This is a genomic window from Mycobacterium szulgai (assembly GCF_002116635.1).
Classification (GTDB): Bacteria; Actinomycetota; Actinomycetes; order Mycobacteriales; family Mycobacteriaceae; genus Mycobacterium; species Mycobacterium szulgai.
Window position 1 is genome coordinate 1 of the sequence record NZ_LQPW01000049.1, and the last position, 16,652, is coordinate 16,652.

At 67.5% G+C, this 16,652-nt stretch carries 16 protein-coding genes and 3 pseudogenes; 2 read left to right on the plus strand and 17 right to left on the minus strand.

The window, feature by feature from the left end; all coding sequences use genetic code 11:
* Both AWC27_RS10335 and AWC27_RS31940 read right to left on the minus strand, forming a co-directional pair.
* Positions 1-610: pseudogene (locus AWC27_RS10335) on the minus strand (DUF222 domain-containing protein); the annotation flags it as partial.
* A 248-nt stretch (positions 611-858) separates the two neighbouring features.
* Positions 859-1,218, minus strand: a pseudogene (locus tag AWC27_RS31940) (proton-conducting transporter transmembrane domain-containing protein); the annotation flags it as partial.
* On the opposite strand from AWC27_RS31940, the gene AWC27_RS31945 reads away from it, so the two are divergent.
* Positions 1,193-1,345, plus strand: coding sequence for a hypothetical protein (locus tag AWC27_RS31945; RefSeq protein ID WP_245846987.1), 153 nt, complete (start codon positions 1,193-1,195; stop codon positions 1,343-1,345). The pseudogene AWC27_RS31940 and the gene AWC27_RS31945 sit on opposite strands and share 26 nt — an antisense overlap.
* A 123-nt stretch (positions 1,346-1,468) precedes the next feature.
* Here AWC27_RS31945 and AWC27_RS10340 read toward each other — a convergent pair whose 3' ends face one another.
* From AWC27_RS10340 to rpsB, 6 genes are all read right to left on the minus strand, one after another.
* Positions 1,469-1,702 (minus strand): NADH-ubiquinone oxidoreductase chain 4L, encoded by a 234-nt coding sequence (locus AWC27_RS10340; RefSeq protein WP_211281602.1) that lies wholly within the window; start codon positions 1,700-1,702, stop codon positions 1,469-1,471.
* Positions 1,699-1,872 carry a hypothetical protein gene (locus AWC27_RS30940; RefSeq protein ID WP_169726751.1) on the minus strand — a complete coding sequence of 58 codons (174 nt, stop codon included), beginning with the start codon at positions 1,870-1,872 and terminating at the stop codon, positions 1,699-1,701. The genes AWC27_RS10340 and AWC27_RS30940 overlap by 4 nt, the downstream gene beginning before the upstream one ends.
* A 33-nt stretch (positions 1,873-1,905) precedes the next feature.
* Positions 1,906-2,079, minus strand: a complete 174-nt coding sequence (locus tag AWC27_RS10345; RefSeq protein WP_085670406.1) for an MnhB domain-containing protein — start codon at positions 2,077-2,079, stop codon at positions 1,906-1,908.
* 81 nt (positions 2,080-2,160) lie between these two features.
* A complete protein-coding gene (locus tag AWC27_RS10350) occupies positions 2,161-3,564 on the minus strand; it encodes an amidase (protein WP_085670407.1) in 1,404 nt (467 codons plus the stop codon).
* A gap of 20 nt (positions 3,565-3,584) precedes the next feature.
* Positions 3,585-4,400 carry a translation elongation factor Ts gene (tsf, locus tag AWC27_RS10355; protein WP_085670408.1) on the minus strand — a complete coding sequence of 272 codons (816 nt, stop codon included), beginning with the start codon at positions 4,398-4,400 and terminating at the stop codon, positions 3,585-3,587.
* Between the two features lie 12 nt (positions 4,401-4,412).
* Complete coding sequence (gene rpsB / locus AWC27_RS10360; RefSeq protein WP_085670456.1) at positions 4,413-5,252, minus strand: 30S ribosomal protein S2; 840 nt, start codon at positions 5,250-5,252, stop codon at positions 4,413-4,415.
* 236 nt (positions 5,253-5,488) lie between these two features.
* Between rpsB and AWC27_RS10365 the strand changes: the two are divergent.
* A pseudogene (locus AWC27_RS10365) lies at positions 5,489-5,989 on the plus strand (M23 family metallopeptidase); the annotation flags it as partial.
* Between the two features lie 137 nt (positions 5,990-6,126).
* Here the strand turns inward: AWC27_RS10365 and AWC27_RS10370 are convergent.
* From AWC27_RS10370 to AWC27_RS10410, 9 genes are all read right to left on the minus strand, one after another.
* A complete protein-coding gene (locus tag AWC27_RS10370) occupies positions 6,127-7,035 on the minus strand; it encodes a tyrosine recombinase XerC (RefSeq protein WP_085670409.1) in 909 nt (302 codons plus the stop codon).
* A 33-nt stretch (positions 7,036-7,068) separates the two neighbouring features.
* A complete protein-coding gene (locus AWC27_RS10375; RefSeq protein WP_085670410.1) occupies positions 7,069-8,229 on the minus strand; it encodes a lactate 2-monooxygenase in 1,161 nt (386 codons plus the stop codon).
* Positions 8,230-8,263: 34 nt separating this feature from the next.
* Positions 8,264-9,115 (minus strand): siderophore-interacting protein, encoded by an 852-nt coding sequence (locus tag AWC27_RS10380; RefSeq protein ID WP_085670411.1) that lies wholly within the window; start codon positions 9,113-9,115, stop codon positions 8,264-8,266.
* 34 nt (positions 9,116-9,149) lie between these two features.
* The gene (gene dprA / locus AWC27_RS10385) at positions 9,150-10,319 is read right to left on the minus strand and encodes a DNA-processing protein DprA (RefSeq protein ID WP_085670412.1); all 1,170 of its coding nucleotides are present in this window, start codon (positions 10,317-10,319) and stop codon (positions 9,150-9,152) included.
* Positions 10,316-11,827, minus strand: coding sequence for a YifB family Mg chelatase-like AAA ATPase (locus AWC27_RS10390; RefSeq protein WP_085670413.1), 1,512 nt, complete (start codon positions 11,825-11,827; stop codon positions 10,316-10,318). The genes dprA and AWC27_RS10390 overlap by 4 nt, the downstream gene beginning before the upstream one ends.
* Positions 11,827-12,204, minus strand: coding sequence for a YraN family protein (locus AWC27_RS10395; protein ID WP_085670414.1), 378 nt, complete (start codon positions 12,202-12,204; stop codon positions 11,827-11,829). Before AWC27_RS10395 ends, AWC27_RS10390 begins: the two co-directional genes overlap by 1 nt.
* A gap of 192 nt (positions 12,205-12,396) precedes the next feature.
* Positions 12,397-13,218, minus strand: a complete 822-nt coding sequence (gene fdhD / locus AWC27_RS10400; RefSeq protein WP_085670415.1) for a formate dehydrogenase accessory sulfurtransferase FdhD — start codon at positions 13,216-13,218, stop codon at positions 12,397-12,399.
* Positions 13,218-15,584: an FdhF/YdeP family oxidoreductase gene (locus AWC27_RS10405; RefSeq protein WP_211281603.1), complete on the minus strand. Its 2,367-nt coding sequence runs from the start codon at positions 15,582-15,584 to the stop codon at positions 13,218-13,220. Before AWC27_RS10405 ends, fdhD begins: the two co-directional genes overlap by 1 nt.
* Positions 15,574-16,554: an NAD-dependent epimerase/dehydratase family protein gene (locus tag AWC27_RS10410; RefSeq protein WP_085670417.1), complete on the minus strand. Its 981-nt coding sequence runs from the start codon at positions 16,552-16,554 to the stop codon at positions 15,574-15,576. Before AWC27_RS10410 ends, AWC27_RS10405 begins: the two co-directional genes overlap by 11 nt.
* Between the last annotated feature and the right edge of the window lie 98 nt (positions 16,555-16,652).

The following is a 16,652-nucleotide window of genomic DNA, read 5'->3' on the forward strand; positions in this document are numbered from 1 at the left end:
CAACTGTGAAGTGAGCCCGGGCGCGCTAGCGAGCCCGGGCTCACTTCACAGTTGGCATCACAGGTCAAATACCGGCGGTCCTCGGCCGACAGCAGCGGACCCAGATGCAGCGCGGCGATGTGTTCCTTGACATCGAGATGGACCACCACGGTGGTGTGCTGGCCGTGGGGCCGGCCAGTGGCCTCAACATCCCATCCCGCCTCGACCAGCCGCAGGAAGGCATCCACGGTGCTGGGCAGCGGAGGCCGCTGATGGGACCCGCCCTGGCGATTGCCGTGATCGCGCTTCCACTGCGCGAACAGCGCATCCAGATGAGATTGCAGGGCGGCGTCGAACTTGGCCGCCTCGACATGGGGAAGTTTGATCCGCCAGCAGGTGAACTCCTCATCGCTGCTCTTGGTGATCGAGGGCTGCGGCGCGGGCGCGGGAGCCGGGTCGGGTCGTGGCTCCAGGCTGACCGCGGTGCGCAACTGGCTGACCGTGGCACTGCGCGCCAACTGCGCGTAATGCTCATCAGACCCCGCGCCAGCGCGCGCCGCAACGACCCGACCTGATCCAGCGACAGCCGACCCTCCCGCATACCTTCAGCGCAGCGCGGAAACTCGTCCAGCCCGACAAGTCCGGGCCAGCCAGCTTCCAGTTCTCCAACGTGGGCGGTGTCCTGCTCAGTCTGGTGTCTGGTTCCTCCTCCCCTCTGCTGGGTTCTTCGCCGCCGTGCTGGCCGCTTGATACTTCTGCGTCACGGCCCCATCCGGTGAAACACCGCACACCGGCACGCGGCACCGCACCGGCGGTCGCCGCCGCAACGCACACGAACAACGCCGAACCCCAACCCGAGCCGAGCACTTCCTCGCTCATCGACTTGCCCAGCGCAGTGCCGAACGGCGGCAGTCCGGCCAGGGCAGCCGCTGCCACCAGATACAGCCCGCCGAGCACCCACTGGCCGCGCCCGCGCCCGGACAACTCCGGCTCATCGACCGTCTGGTAGCGATCCAGCAGGACGCCCACCAGTAAGAACAGTGCCGACTTGGCGCCGGCATGGGCTATCACGTAGATGACGGTGCCGCCGATCGCGTCGGGGCGCAGGGAGGCCGCGGCGACCAGGAGCAGTCCAAGGTGGCCGATCTTCGAGGAAGCCAGCAGCCGCTTGAGGTGCCGCTGCAACAGGCACATCACCGCTCCGATGACCGCCGTGACCACCCCGACCACCCCGACCACCAAGAACGCCCACGATACCGCGGCACGTGGCGAGCCAGCTGGTGCCGCGCGCGACACCCGGTGGCTGCCGGCCAGCAGCACGCAGACCGTTACCAGGGGAACCGCGACCAGCAGCGGCAGGATCTGAGCAGCCGGGTCGCCGCGCGGTGCGGACAGCTCATCGGGGTCCAGCCTTGCGTGGCGTTTGTGGATCTGAATCGCCGGCCGCCACCAGCAATGCCGTCACAGTCAGCCTGAATCACGATGTCGGTCACGTCATCGCTTGTACCACCGGGTCAACCACGAGGTTTGGATGCGGCACGTTCGGCCCACTGAATCTCGGCGGCACGGAATCGCGCCGGAACCCCACGGCCAGCAGCACATAGGTGCCGAACTGGACCACCGACAGGCACACCACTGCGTGAATCAGATTGCGGCTGCGGACAATTCCGAACGCTCTGATCAACACCAGCCAAGCCGCCACGCAGTAGGGATGGACACTCACCGGCTGGCATCCTCCTTGACGCTGGTTATCTCCTGGGCGAGAAATTGCGTCAGCAACACCGTCATCCGGCAGGCCACCTCCACACCCACTGCGATGTTGGGCAGGGCCACCGATCCACCCGAAAACAGGTTGCCCAGCGTGCCGGTCGGCAATAGATGCTGTAGAAACACCCCCGCCGGCCACCACCCCGGCCAGCCCGATCATCACGAGCGCCGCCGCCCCAGCGCGTCCCCGATATCGAAGACGTTGACCGGCCGCAGCCGGTCCAAGGCTCTGAAACTTCCTGTGACATAGAGCGAATGCAAACCTGCGGCCGACACCACGCCGCCCTGGAACCCGCCGCCGGGCGTCAGACCTCCTCTGCTCGTGACCCGCAAGCAGTGAAATTGCCCGCGATGAGGCGGGTAGAACCGAGGCGCGAAAAGCCGTGGGTCCGAGGGCTCAGCAGGACAGGTGGTTCAGGAGGTGTGAATCCGGACCCAGGGCCGGGCCTCTTCGAGCTCATAGGCCAGCTCCAGCAGCCGGGCCTCATGACCGATATCGGCTGAGAGCATCATGCCGACCGGGAGGCCATCCGCGGATTGGGCCAGCGGAAGCGAAATCGCAGGATCCCCGGTCACGTTCTGCAGCGGCGTGAACGCGACCCAGTTGGACAGCCGATCGAGCACCTGCTGGTAGTCGTTGGGCGCCAGGTAACCGACCTGCGGGGTCACCTCGGCGAGTGTCGGCGTGAGCAGGGCGTCGTAACCGGCGAAGAACTGCGCGCTGCGCCGGTGCAGCCAGCGCAGCCGCGTGATCGCCAGCGGCAGCCGGTGGAGGTTGCGCTTGGTGTGCCGGGCCAGCCCCAGCGTCAGCGTGTCCAGCCGGGTGCGGTCAAAGGTGTTGCCGAATGTGCGGCGCCCGGTGGCGATCTGGCCCAGCGCCAGCAGACCCCAATACAGCACGAAATCGTCGACGAAGCTGGCCGGCACCCAGGTGTTGTCGATGTATTCGACGCGATGGCCAAGTTCCTCCAACAGCGCGGCGGCCTTCAAGGTCAATTCCCGTACTTCCGGACTCGCGTCGCGCTGGACCGAATTGGTAACCACCGCGATCTTGAGCCGTTGCTTGCCCGGCCGGGTCACGTCGCCGATCGGCGGCAGTTTGGGGTTGCTCCAAATGCGCTCGGCCTCCCGGTAGCAGGCCGCCGTATCACGGACGGAACGGGTTACCACGCCGTTGGCCACGATGCTCACCGGCAGCCGCTGATACTCCGGGTCCAGCGGCATCCGTCCGCGCGATGGCTTGAGGCCCACCAGTCCATTGCAGGCGGCCGGGATGCGAATGGAACCGCCGCCGTCGTTGGCGTGTGCGATCGGCACCACGCCGGCAGCGACGAACGCCCCCGATCCCGACGACGAGGCGCCCGCGGTGTGGTCGGGGTTCCACGGATTACGCACCGGTCCCAGCCGGGGATGTTCGGCGGCGGCGCTGAAACCGAACTCCGACATCTGCGTTTTGCCCAGCGCCACCAGACCACTGCCCAGCAACACACGGGTTATCTCGCTGTCGGCGGCCGCCGGGTAGGGCTGCCACGCGTCGGTGCCGTGCATCGACGGCAGTCCGGCGACCTTGACGTTGTCCTTGATGAACGTCGGCACCCCGCTGAAGAACCCCTCCACGTCGCGCGACGCAGCGGCACGCGCTTGATCGAAAGCCGCGTACGCCAAGCCGTTGAGCGTGGGATCGACCGCTTCGGCGCGCGCGATGGCGGCGTCGACGAGTTCGGCCCGGCTGACTCGACCCGAGCGGATCTCCTCGGCTAGAGCGACCGCGTCGAGGTCACCTAGGGCATCGTCTCCGAAAGCGTGTATGCGGGGCATATATGTGACGCTAGCGCCGCCTAGGCCTGACCGACCTCAAACCGCACAAACCGCGTCACTGTCACCCCCGCCTCGTCGAGCAGGGCCTTGACCGTCTTCTTGTTGTCGGACACCGACGGCTGTTCGAGCAACACGGTGTCCTTGAAGAAGCCGGTCACGCGGCCTTCGACGATCTTGGGCAGCGCCTGCTCCGGCTTGCCTTCAGCCTTGGCGGTCTCCTCGGCGATGCGCCGCTCGGTGGCCACGACGTCCTCGGGCACCTCATCGCGGGTGAGGTAGCGGGCCTTGAGCGCGGCGATCTGCAGGGCGACCGCGTGCGCGGCCTCTGCATTGTCGCCGCTGTACTCGACCAGCACCCCCACCGCCGGCGGCAGGTCGGCAGAGCGCCGGTGCAGGTAGGTCTCCACGGTCCCGTCGAAGATCGCCACCCGGCGCAGTTCCAGCTTTTCGCCGATCTTCGCCGACAACGCAGCGACGGCCTCTTCAACCGTCTCGTCGCCGGTCTTGGCGGCCTTGAGCGCGTCGACATCCGTGGCCTTCGAGGACACGGCGGCTTCCACGACCTTATTGGCCAGCTGCTGGAACTCGGCGTTCTTGGCGACGAAGTCCGTCTCGCAGTTCAACTCGATCAGCGCGCCGCCCTTGGCCGCGACCAGCCCCTCGGCCGTTGCCCGCTCAGCACGCTTGCCGACATCCTTGGCACCCTTGATCCGCAGGGCCTCGACGGCCTTGTCGAAGTCGCCATCGGTTTCGACCAGGGCGTTCTTGCAGTCGAGCATGCCGGCGCCGGTCAGCTCCCGAAGTCGCTTGACGTCGGCAGCGGTGTAGTTCGCCAATGGTCAGCCTTCCTATGAGGGGTCGGTCGTGGGTTCGGTGTCGCCTGCGGCCGGGTCGGCTGTCGCTGCGGCGGTTGCCGTTGCGGACGCCAGCAGCTCCTGCTCCCATTCGGCCAACGGCTCGGCCGCATCGGCCTCCGGCTTGCCGTCGCCGCGGCCCAGCCCGGCACGGGCCTGCAAGCCCTCGGCGACCGCGGAGGCGATCACCTTGGTCAGCAGGGCCGCCGAACGAATCGCGTCGTCGTTGCCCGGGATCGGGTAGTCGACCTCGTCGGGGTCGCAGTTGGTGTCCAGGATCGCGATGACCGGGATGCCCAGTTTGCGGGCCTCGCCGACGGCGATGTGCTCCTTGTTGGTGTCGACGACCCAGATCGCCGATGGCACCTTGGCCATGTCGCGGATACCGCCGAGGGACCGCTCCAGCTTGTTCTTCTCCCGGGTCAGGCCCAGGATCTCCTTCTTGGTGCGGCCCTCGAAGCCGCCGGTCTGCTCCATGGCCTCAAGTTCCTTGAGCCGCTGCAGCCGCTTGTGCACGGTGGAGAAGTTGGTGAGCATGCCGCCCAGCCAGCGCTGGTTCACATACGGCATGCCGACGCGGGTCGCTTCGGCGGCGACGGACTCCTGCGCCTGCTTCTTGGTGCCGACGAACAGCACCGATCCACCGTGGGCGACGGTCTCTTTGACGAACTCGTACGCCTTGTCGATGAAGGTCAGCGTCTGCTGCAGATCGATGATGTAGATGCCGTTGCGGTCGGTGAAGATGAACCGCTTCATCTTGGGATTCCAGCGACGGGTCTGATGCCCGAAGTGGGTGCCGCTGTCAAGCAGCTGCTTCATGGTTACAACAGCCATTGTCGGCCATTCCTTTTCTCGGTTGTCGCCCGGCATCGGGTGAGGCCGGGCCCTGGTGTCTGCGGCGATGCCGGACCCTGTTAAGGGACCGCCCGGCATGCGATGCGAACTCCTAGTGCAACGGGAGTCGCGGTGCAGACACGCGAAGTCAGCCCACTGATGCGAGCTGCGTGCAGAAGTTTACACCGCACCAACTGGTGGTTTGTCCACAGCGGTGAGTGGCCTCGCCGCGGTGGATGCACTGGACTGACCGGGTGCGACGGATGGTGCTGCTTTTGTGCTGGGCGCTGATCTGCGCGCCGCCCGCTAGAGGCGACGATGTGCGGCTGGACTGGCCACTGCGGCCGCCGCCGGACGTCGTCGGTGCCTTCGACGCGCCGTTTCCAGATTGGCATCCCGGACATCGCGGTGTGGACTTGACCGGAGTCGCAGGTCAGCCGGTGTATGCGGCCGGTGAAGCGACGGTGGTGTTCGCCGGAATGCTGGCCGGGCGCCCGGTCGTTTCGCTGGCGCACCCCGGTGGCCTGCACACCAGCTACGAGCCGGTGCGCGCGAGGGTACGGGCCGGTCAGCAGGTGACGGCGCAGACTGCGATCGGGGAGCTGGTGGCCGGGCATCCGGGCTGCCCGGCTCAGGCATGTCTGCATTGGGGCGCCATGTGGGGCCCGGCTTCGCGCGCTGACTATGTCGATCCGCTGGGCCTGCTGGCGACCACGCCGATACGGCTCAAACCGCTCGACGGCCTCGAGCACGCATCGGGTGCGCATTTACGGCCTTGAAAGTGCGTTTATGGCGGCCGACAGGCCAGAATCCCACCCTCAGTACACACTCGAAGCCGCCTGCGCACACTCGACGGTTAGGCCCGTTGGGCGCACTACGCGCGCGGATGTGCCTGATCGTGCACCGCCCGCAACCGGTTCACCGCGACATGGGTGTAGAGCTGCGTGGTGGCCAGACTGGAATGGCCGAGCAATTCTTGAACGACCCGCAGGTCAGCGCCGCCTTCGAGGAGATGAGTGGCCGCGCTGTGCCGCAATCCGTGCGGCCCCATGTCGGGCGCGCCATCCACTGCGCCAACCGTCTGGTGCACGACCGTGCGCGCCTGCCGCACGTCGAGGCGCCGGCCCCGCGCGCCCAGCAGCAACGCCGGCCCGGACTCCGCGGTTACCAGCGCCGGACGGCCGTCGGCCAGCCAGGCGCGCAACGCTTCGGCGGCCGGCTGCCCGAATGGCACCGTGCGCTGTTTGTTGCCCTTACCGAGTACTCGCAGCACCCGATGCCCGGTGTCGATGTCGTCGACATCTAAGCCGCACAGTTCGCTCACCCGGATCCCGGTGGCATACAAGAATTCGACGATCAGCCGGTCTCGCAACGCCAGCGGATCGCCTTGCTGAGCACCGGATTTCGCGGCGGTCATGGCCGCCAGCGCCTGATCCTGCCGCAGCACCGCCGGCAGGGTTCGATGCGCCTTGGGCACTTGGAGTCGAGCGGCGGGATCGCTGGCCAACAGGTTGCGGCGCGCGGCCCACGCGGTGAAGGCCTTGACCGCCGAGGTGCGCCGAGCCAGCGTCGTCCGCGCGGCCCCGGCGCCGGCGGCAGCTGCCAGCCACGCGCGCAGGTCCGGCAGGCTCAGTCCGTCCAGTGCAGCGCCACGATCGGCGAGGAATGCCAGCAGCGAGCGCAGGTCGCCCAGATACGCGCGCCGGGTGTGTGCCGAGCGGCCGCACTGGAGTTCCAGGTATTCGTCGAACTCCTCGAGGATCGCCTCGCTGTTATCGGGCACTTGTTCACAGTCGCAGGCAGCACGGCCCCGGGCTCAGCCGACGCGCCGCAATGTGTCCGGGGTGAGATCTTTGCGCTTGGGGTATCCGTCGACGGCCATGATCAGGTCGGTTTCGGCGAGCAGCATGCGCAGCACATGCACGATGCCGTCGACGCCGCCCAGGGCCAGGCCGTAAGCGTACGGCCGCCCGACGCCGACGGCGGTTGCGCCCAGCGCGAGCGCCTTGATGACATCGGCGCCGCTGCGGATGCCCGAGTCGAACAGCACCGGCAACCCGTCGGCCGCCTCGACCACGCCGGGCAGGCAGTCCACCGCGGGCAAGCCGCCGTTGGCCTGCCGGCCGCCGTGGGTGGAGCAGTAGATGCCGTCGACGCCGCCGTCCTTGGCGCGCCGGGCGTCGTCGGGATGGCAGATGCCCTTGAGAATCAGCGGCAGGTCGGTCAGCGAACGCAACCAGCCCAGGTCGTCCCAGGTCAACGGCGCTCCGAAGATTTGCGCCCAGCGCAGCGTGGCGCCCTGCGGGTCTTCCTCGGGCGGGCGCTGCAGGCTGGCCCGGAAGACGGGGTCGCTGAAATAGTTGGCCAGGCAATGGCCGCGCAGCTGGGGGAAGTTAGCGGTGCTCAAATCGCGGGGCCGCCAGCCGGTGACCCAGGTGTCGAGTGTGACGACGATGCCTTTATAGCCGGCGGCTTCGGCACGCTGGACCAGGCTGGCCGCCACCTCGCGGTCGGTGGGGGTATACAGCTGGAAAAACCCTGGGGTGTCGCCGAATTCGGCGGCGACGTCTTCCATGGGGTCCACAGTCAGCGTCGAGGCCACCATCGGGACGCCGGTGTGGGCGGCCGCGCGTGCGGTGGCCAGGTCGCCGTGGCCGTCCTGGGCGCACAGCCCGATCACTCCGATCGGCGCCATGAACAGCGCAGAGGGCAGTGTCAAGCCGAACATCTCGACGGTGAGGTCACGATCGGTAGCCCCGACGAGCATGCGCGGCATCAGGCCCCACCGATCGAAGGCATCCCGATTGACGCGCTGGGTGCGCTCGTCGCCGGCTCCGCCGGCGACGTACGACCACACCGACGGCGGCAATGCCATCTCGGCCTTGGCCTCCAATTCCGCGAACGCCATCGGCAGCTGCGGCACTATCCCGGCCAGGCCCTGGAAGTAGATCTCGATCTGGTAGTCCCCGAACGCCATGCGTCGAGAATGCCAGCCGTTACGCGCTATGACGCTACTGAGCCCCGGCCTCCGCTTCAGCCAGTTCCTTCTTCCACTGCCTGAACGTCTCTTCGGTGCGCCCGCGCCGCCAGTAGCCGGAGATCGACGAGGCCCACTTCGCTTCTACGCCCCGCGTTTTGCGAATGTAAGGACGCAGGTTGTGCATGACGGCCTGCGCCTCACCGTGAATGAAGACCTGGACCTTTCCCGGCAGCCACTGTGCGGTGGTCACCGCCTCGACCAGCGGCGCGTGATCACCGGCGCGGTCCTCGGGTACCAGATCGGCGCGGCCGCCGCGGTATACCCAGTTCACTTCGACGGATTCGGGCGCGGTCAGGGCAATCTCGTCATCGGGGCCGGCGACTTCGATGAATGCCTTGCCGATTGCATTGGCCGGCAACGCTTCCAGCGCGGTGGCGATGGCGGGCAGGGCGGATTCATCGCCGGCCAACAGATGCCAGTCGGCGGCCGGATCGGGTGCGTAGGCGCCGCTAGGTCCCATCAGGTAGATCGGCTGGCCGGGTTGTGCTGCGGCCGCCCATTGGCCGGCGACGCCGTGATCGCCGTGCGTCACAATGTCCAGGGCGATCTGCCGGGCGGCCGGGTCGACGCGGCGAACGGTGATGGTGCGCACCGACGGCCGCTTCTGCGGGGGTAGGTCGGCAAAGCTGTCGATCGTCAACGGCTGAGGTAGCGCGGCGACCTCGACATCGTCGGCGACGAACACCAACTTGACGTAGGAATCGGTGAAGTCACTGGGAGTGAAGCCATCGAAGCCCTTGCCGCCAATCAGCACCCGCACCATGTGCGGCGCCAGTTGTTGGGTACCGACGACTTCAAAGCCCTGCACGGGTCGACCCGCCACTTGTCCTCCTGTCTAGTACCCAACCCGCAGTCGACTATACGAGTCGGGTTGCTGGACTCCTGGCCGAAGCCGTGCCGCGACCGGCACGCACGATTCGCCAGCGACCGTCGCGGCACTCTGCCAGGCCGCCCACTTCGAGGATCGCCAGCGGCCCCAGCACCTGGGCTGGCGGCAAGCCCGCGGCGACGGCGATCTCATCGACGGTAACCGCGCCGCGGCCCGGCAACGACTCGTACACCTGCCGTTCGGGCTCACCGAGCCCGTCCAGGGGTGTGGCAGGTCGCGGCTCGTCGGCCGCCAGCTCACCGATGCGACCGACCAGCTCCACGATGTCGGCGGCGCGGGTGACCAGCTCCGCGCCGTTTCGCAGCAACGCATGACACCCGGCCGACGCCGACGACGTCACCGGCCCGGGGACCGCGGCCACCACCCGGCCCAATGCCCGCGCCCAGGCGGCCGTGTTCGCCGCGCCGCTGCGCAGCCCCGCTTCCACCACCACGGCTGCTCCCGCGACCGCGGCCACCAGACGATTGCGGGTGAGGAACCGGTACCGGGCCGGGCGCACACCGGGCGGGTATTCAGTGAACACCAGCCCGTGCTGGGCAATGCGATGCAGCAGCGCCGAGTGCCCGGACGGGTAGAAGAGGTCGAGCCCGCCGGCCAGGACCGCCGCGGTGACACCGTCGGAAGCGAGCGCCGCCCGGTGCGCTGCGCCGTCGATGCCGTAGGCGCCGCCGGAGACGATCGCGATGTCGCGCTCGACCAATCCAGCTGCCAGCTCGGCCGTCATGTGTTCGCCGTAGGCTGTCGCGGCCCGGGTGCCGACCATGGCGACGGCGCGGTCGGCAACCTCATCCAGCCGTGCCGGGCCGAGCGCCCACAACACCATCGGCGGCCCGCCGCGTGGCCTGTCCCGCGCCGCACAACCCGAGAATGCGGTGAAGGCCAAACCCGGCCACTCATCATCGTCGGGTGTGATCAATCGTCCGCCGCGGCGGGCGACCAGCTCGAGATCTGCTGCGGAGTGGTCGATTTCGCGTTTGGCCTCGGTGTGCTGGGCCACCGCTTGATCGACCAGTCCGCGCCGGACCCGGTCGGCCGCCTCTTCCGGGCCTATGCGTCGCACCAGGGCGGCCAGTGGCGCACAGGGCGGTTCGGCCACACGGGACAGATAGGCCCAAGCGCGCGCTGCGGGATCGGTCATCGCTGTGCTCCTCCTTGCCGAAAACTCAACGCTGTGGCGACTTCCTCGATGCCGGGCGAAGTTCGGCCGGCCAAATCGGCCAGACTCCACGCGACGCGCAGCGTGCGGTCCACGCCGCGGATGCTCAGCAAACCGCTGTCCAACGCCTTACCCAACGGGTCCATCGCAACCTTGCCGAGACGGAACTTGCGGCGCAGCAATGACCCGCTGACTTCGGCGTTGGTGGAGAACCCATGCGCTCGCCACCGCTGGGCAGCTGAGTCGCGCGCCATGGCAACCCGTTGGCGCACCTGCATCGTCGACTCCCCGTCGGCGGGCGAAAACGCACCCGCCCGCACCGGATGCATCTGCACCCGCAAATCCACCCGGTCCAGCAGCGGACCGGACAACTTGCCGAGGTAGCGCCGTTTCGCGGCGGCCGCACAGATGCAGTCCTGCGGAACGGTCGGTGCGCACGGACACGGGTTGGCCGCCATGATCAGCTGGAAGCGCGCCGGATAGCGGGCCACGCCGTCGCGGCGGGCCAGGCGAATTTCACCGTCCTCCAACGGTGTCCGCAGCGCTTCCAGCGCGCTCAGACTGATCTCGGCGCACTCGTCCAAGAACAACACTCCGCGATGCGCGCGGCTGACCGCACCCGGGCGCGCCATTCCCGAGCCGCCACCGACCAGCGCGGCAACGGTAGAACTGTGGTGCGGCGCGACGAACGGCGGCCGGGTGATCAACGGCGTTTGTCCGGATAGCAGGCCGGCCACCGAATGGATCGCGGTGACCTCTAGCGACTCGCTCTCGGTCAGCGGCGGCAACAATCCCGGAAGGCGTTGCGCCAGCATGGTTTTACCGACGCCGGGCGGACCGGTCATCATGAGGTGATGCGCCCCGGCCGCGGCCACCTCGACGGCGAACCGGGCTTGCGATTGCCCGACCACGTCAGCCAGATCCACCGTGGCCTCGTCGGCCGGAGTTGTCGCTGCGATCCGGTCGTTAAGGCCGGCCGACCCGCTGAGCCAGCTCTGTAGTTGCTTCAGGGTACGAACCCCCCACACCTCAATGCCGTCGACCAGGCTGGCCTCGGCCAGGTTGTCAGCCGGAACAACGACGGCCGGCCAGCCGTCGCGTTTGGCGGCCAGCACGGCGGGCAGCACCCCGCGCACCGGCCGGACCCGTCCGTCCAGCGACAACTCCCCCAGCAGCACGGTCTTTTCCAGCCGGTGCCACGGCTTCTTCCGCTGCGCCGAGAGCACCGCCGCGGCCAGCGCTATGTCGTAGACCGATCCCATTTTCGGCAGCGTCGCCGGCGACAGTGCGAGGGTGAGCCGCGCCATCGGCCAGGGGTTACCGCAATTGGTTACCGCCGCCCGGACCCGGTCACGGGACTCCTGCAACGCGGCATCGGGTAGTCCGACCAGATGAACGCCCGGCAGCCCGGAGGTGATGTCGGCCTCGATTTCGACTGTCTCGCCGTCCAATCCACGCACCGCGACCGAGAACGCACGTCCCAGCGCCATCAGCCGACGCCCTGCAGATGCATGATCTCCGGTGTCCGGCGCCGGCCGATTCGCACTCCGATCACGTCGATGCGGACCGTCGCCCAGTGCTCGTCCTGCCCTGCCAACCACAACCCGGCCAGCCGGCGCAGCCGTCGCACCTTTCGGTCGGTCACTGCGTGCGGCAGCCCGCCGTAGCCGTCACCGGTTCGCGTCTTGACCTCCACGAACACCACGGTGGCGGTGGCCGGGTTGCAAGCGATCACATCCAGTTCGCCATAGCGGCAGCGCCAGTTGCGGTGCAAGATCCGCAACCCCATCCCGGTCAGATGGTCCACCGCGAGCGCCTCGCCCAGAGCTCCCAGCTCGATCCGGGTCATTGTCTTCAAGGTCGTCATGCGGCCAGGTTGCACGCCCGACCCGACAACACCGGCCCGTCCGGATCCAAAGCGGGCCGTTGCGGCGACGTTTGTCCACACTCGCGGGTCTATCCACAAGCCCGGTTCAAATGTGCACCAACAGCTTTGAGAGTGCGCTCAGGGCGTCACCGCCGCGATTCCGCCGCCGTGGATACACACTCGAAGACGACGCTAAGTAATCCGGTCGGCCCCGGTGTAGACGTTCATCGAGTCCTCACGCAGGAAAGCCACCAGCGTCATCCCGGACTCTTCGGCCAGCGACACGGCCAGCGACGACGGCGCCGACACCGCGGCCAGCACCGGAATACCGGCCAGCAGTGCCTTCTGGGTCAACTCGAACGACGCGCGGCCGCTGACCAGAAGCACCGCGGCCCCCAGGGGTATCCGGTCCTGCTCCAGCGCCCAGCCGATCACCTTGTCCACGGCGTTATGCCGGCCGATGTCCTCGCGCACGGCCTGCATCGCGCCGTCCACCCCGAACAGCGCCGCGGCGTGCAACCCTCCGGTACTGGCGAAAACCTTTTGCGCACTGCGCAATTGGTCCGGCATAGCCTTCAAAGTGGCGGCGCTTACGGTAGCGGGATCCTCGGCGGGTGAGAACCGGCTGATCAGGCGCACCGCTTCCAGCGATGCCTTGCCGCAGACCCCACACGATGAGGTGGTGTAGAAGTTGCGGGTCACATCGAGGTCTGGCAGGTCGACCCCGTCCGCCAGTGTTACGTCGAGAACGTTGTAAGTGTTGGCGCCGTCCTCGCCGCGCCCGTCGCAGTAGCGCGCGGTCAGCACGTCTTCGCGGCGTGTGATAACGCCTTCAGTCAGCAGAAAGCCTTGTGCCAGTTCGATATCGGAGCCCGGAGTGCGCATCGTCACGGTGACCGGCATCCCGTTGAGGCGGATCTCCAGCGGCTCCTCAACGGCTAGAGTCTCCGCCCGGGTGACCGCTTGACCGGCGCTGAGATGCTTTACGCGGCGGCGCGCCGTTACGTGTCCCACTAAGACGCCGGTTCCAATCGAACGATGACAGCCTTGGAGACCGGGGTGTTTGATTTGTCCGCGGTGTGATCAAGCGGCACCAGCGGATTGGTCTCCGGGTAGTAGGCGGCGGCATTGCCGGCTGGAGTCGAATACTCCACTACCAGAAAGTCTTTGGCGCGACGCTCCTGCAACCGCGAGTCAGCGTCGGTCCACTCCGACACCAAATCGACGCGGTCGCCTGCGCGCAAGCCCAGCGACGCGATGTCGGCAGGGTTGACGAATACCACCCGGCGCCCGCCCTTCACCCCGCGATAGCGGTCGTCGAGCCCATAGATCGTGGTGTTGTACTGGTCGTGACTGCGCAGGGTCTGCAAAACCAGCCGGCCTGGCGGCACCGGCACCCACTGCAGCGGGTTGACCGCGAAGTTGGCTTTGCCCGTGCTGGTGTGGAATTCGCGTGCATCCCGCGGTGGATGCGGCAACTGGAAGCCGTCGGGCTGGCGCACTTTGCGGTTGTAGTCGTCGCAGCCAGGCACCACCGCGGCGATCGCGTCACGGATGCTGTCGTAGTCGGCGGCAAACCGCTCCCACGGTACCGGATGCTGGGGCCCCAGCAGCGTGCGGGCCAGCCGGCAGATGATTTCGACCTCGCTGCGCACCTGGTCGCTGGGCGGCTGCAGACTGCCCCGCGACAGATGCACCATGGACATCGAATCCTCAACTGACACAAGCTGTTTACGTCCGCCACGGATATCCCGGTCGGTGCGCCCCAGCGTCGGCAGGATCAGCGCAGTATGGCCGTGCACGAGATGGCTGCGGTTGAGTTTGGTCGAAACCTGAACGGTGAGAGCGCAATTGCGCAAGGCCGCCTCGGTAACGCCGGTATCCGGGGTGGCCGACGCGAAGTTGCCGCCCATCCCCATGAAGAACTTGGCCTGCCCGTCGCGCATGGCGCGGATCGCGGCAACGGTGTCGTAGCCGTGCCGGCGCGGGCTGACAATGCCGAACCGGCGATCCAGCGCCACCAAGAACTCCTCGGGCATCTGCTCCCAGATGCCCATGGTGCGATCGCCCTGCACGTTGGAATGCCCACGAACCGGGCACACCCCCGCGCCGGGCTTTCCGATCATGCCACGCAGCAGCAACAGGTTGGTGACCTCCCCGATGGTGGCCACCGCGTGGGTGTGCTGAGTAAGACCCATCGCCCAGCACACGACGGTGCGCTGCGAGGCCATCAGCATTGCCGCGACCCGCTCGAGTTGGGCGCGCTCGACGCCGGTGGCCTCGAGCACGGTGTCGAAGTCCACCTGCAAGGTCGCGCGCCGATACTCGTCGAACCCGGCGCAGTGCGCGTCGACGAATGCCTGGTCGACGACGGTTCCCGGTGCGCGGTCCTCAGCATCCAGCAAAATCCTGCCCAACCCGGCGAACAGCGCCATGTCCCCGCCAAGGCGGATCTGCACGAATTCGTCGGCGATCGGGACGCCGTGTCCCACAACACCTTTCACCCTCTGCGGATCCTTGAACCGGATCAGTCCGGCTTCCGGCAATGGGTTGACCGCGATGATTTTGGCGCCGTTGGCCTTTGCTTTTTCCAGAATCGACAGCATGCGCGGATGGTTGGTGCCGGGGTTCTGCCCGGCGATCAGGATCAAGTCGGCATGCGCGACGTCGTCGACGGTGACCGACCCCTTGCCGATGCCGATCGACTCGGTCAACGCCGAGCCCGACGACTCATGGCACATGTTGGAGCAGTCGGGCAGGTTGTTGGTGCCGAAGCTGCGGACCAGCAACTGATAACAGAAGGCGGCTTCATTGCTGGTGCGTCCTGAGGTGTAGAACACCGCCTCATCCGGGCTGTCCAAGCCGCCCAGCTGCTCGGCGATCAACTGGTAAGCGTCGTCCCAGCTGATCGGCCGGTAATGAGCTGAGCCAGGACGCAACACCATCGGATGAGCCAGGCGCCCTTGCTGAGAGAGCCAGTACTCGGGCATGCCGGATAGCTCGCTGACCGAGTGCCGCGCGAAGAACTCCGCCGTGACCGTGCGTTTGGTGGCTTCCTCGGCGACGGCCTTGGCGCCGTTCTCACAGAACTCGGCCAGCTTGCGGCCGCCGTGCTCCTCCGGCCATGCACACCCCGGGCAGTCGAAGCCGTGGCGCTGATTCAGCCGGGCCAGCGCAGCCGCGGTGCGCAGCGCACCCATCTGCTGCAGTCCACGCTGCAGCGACACCAGCACGGCCCGCACACCCGCCGCCTCGTGTTTGCGCGGCGAGACTGTCACCGCATGCTCGTCGTAATCGGCGGGTATGTCGCCAAATGCGCCGCCAGCTGAGCCTTGTACTCTCACGGCCTCAAGGTACCGCGATTGGCCCTTACACTGCAGCGGCCAGCGACGCCAAGGTCTCGGCCGAGGAATGCGTCGGGTGCCAGCCGAGTTCCCGCTGCGCCTTGCTGGTGTCCATCACGACCGATGCCCGCGCGGCGTGCAGCCATTCCACCGCGGACGGCAGGAAGGGCAGCCGGGAGATCGCCGCGGACGCCGCCGAAGCAGCGGCGGCGGGGACACGCACGGGCCGGCCGCCCAGCGCTCTTACGACGTCGGTGACCGTCACCTCGCCGTCACCGGCGATGTTGTACACGCCGGGCGGTGCCGGTGCCGTCGCGGCCAGCGCAATGGCGGTCGCTACGTCGTCGTGGTGCACCAACTGCATCGGAAAGCCCGCATCCGGCACCACCGGCTTCAACATGGGCAGCGCTCTGGCCACCGCACGGATCGGGGCCGGCAGCTGCTTCCATGGCATCGCGTCGGACAGCGCGTGCGCCTCGGGTCCGGCGACGATGCACGGTCGCAAAACGAAGACCTCCAGCGAGGAACCTTTGGTGATTTCGGCAAGCGCCGCCTCACATGCGGCCTTCTGCTCGGAGTAGTAATGCTCCGGGCAACCACGTGCCGGTACATCTTCGGTGAGCGGTACCGGGTTATCCGGGTAGTAGCCGTATGCGGCCACCGAGGATGTGTAGACGAGACGACGAGGCCGCTGCGCGGCAACGGTGGCCTCGAACACGTTGCGCGTGCCCTGCAAATTGATACGCGCGCTCTCTTCGCGCGAGCCCATGATGATGAACGCCAAGTGGATCACCACGTCGGCCTGTGCGACCAACGCGTCCACCGCCTCGCGGTCGAGAATGTCGCCCTGCTGATAGATGGTCTTCACCCAGCCCAGCATCGACGGATCGAAGGGCCGGCGCGCCATGCCGATGATCTTTTGCACGGTGGGATCGCGTTCCAAGGCCGTAACCGCCGAAAGACCGATTTCGCCTGTCGGACCGGTGACGGCCACAGTGAGTCCCACCCGAACTGGTGTTCCCGCGCCCGCCCAGGCCCAAACGCCGCGCCCCGGCGAGGCACATGTGTGCAAGCCGCTGGACGTGGTTATCCCGTCGGAATACA

Bases quoted from the DNA above. Each gene is read 5' to 3' on its own strand.
- AWC27_RS10350 (WP_085670407.1), bottom strand. From the start codon at position 3,564: ATGCCCCGCATACACGCTTTCGGAGACGATGCCCTAGGTGACCTCGAC.
- AWC27_RS10395 (WP_085670414.1), bottom strand. From the start codon at position 12,204: ATGACGACCTTGAAGACAATGACCCGGATCGAGCTGGGAGCTCTGGGC.
- dprA (WP_085670412.1), bottom strand. From the start codon at position 10,319: ATGACCGATCCCGCAGCGCGCGCTTGGGCCTATCTGTCCCGTGTGGCC.
- AWC27_RS10390 (WP_085670413.1), bottom strand. From the start codon at position 11,827: ATGGCGCTGGGACGTGCGTTCTCGGTCGCGGTGCGTGGATTGGACGGC.
- AWC27_RS10375 (WP_085670410.1), bottom strand. From the start codon at position 8,229: ATGGCGTTCGGGGACTACCAGATCGAGATCTACTTCCAGGGCCTGGCC.
- rpsB (WP_085670456.1), bottom strand. From the start codon at position 5,252: ATGGCTGTTGTAACCATGAAGCAGCTGCTTGACAGCGGCACCCACTTC.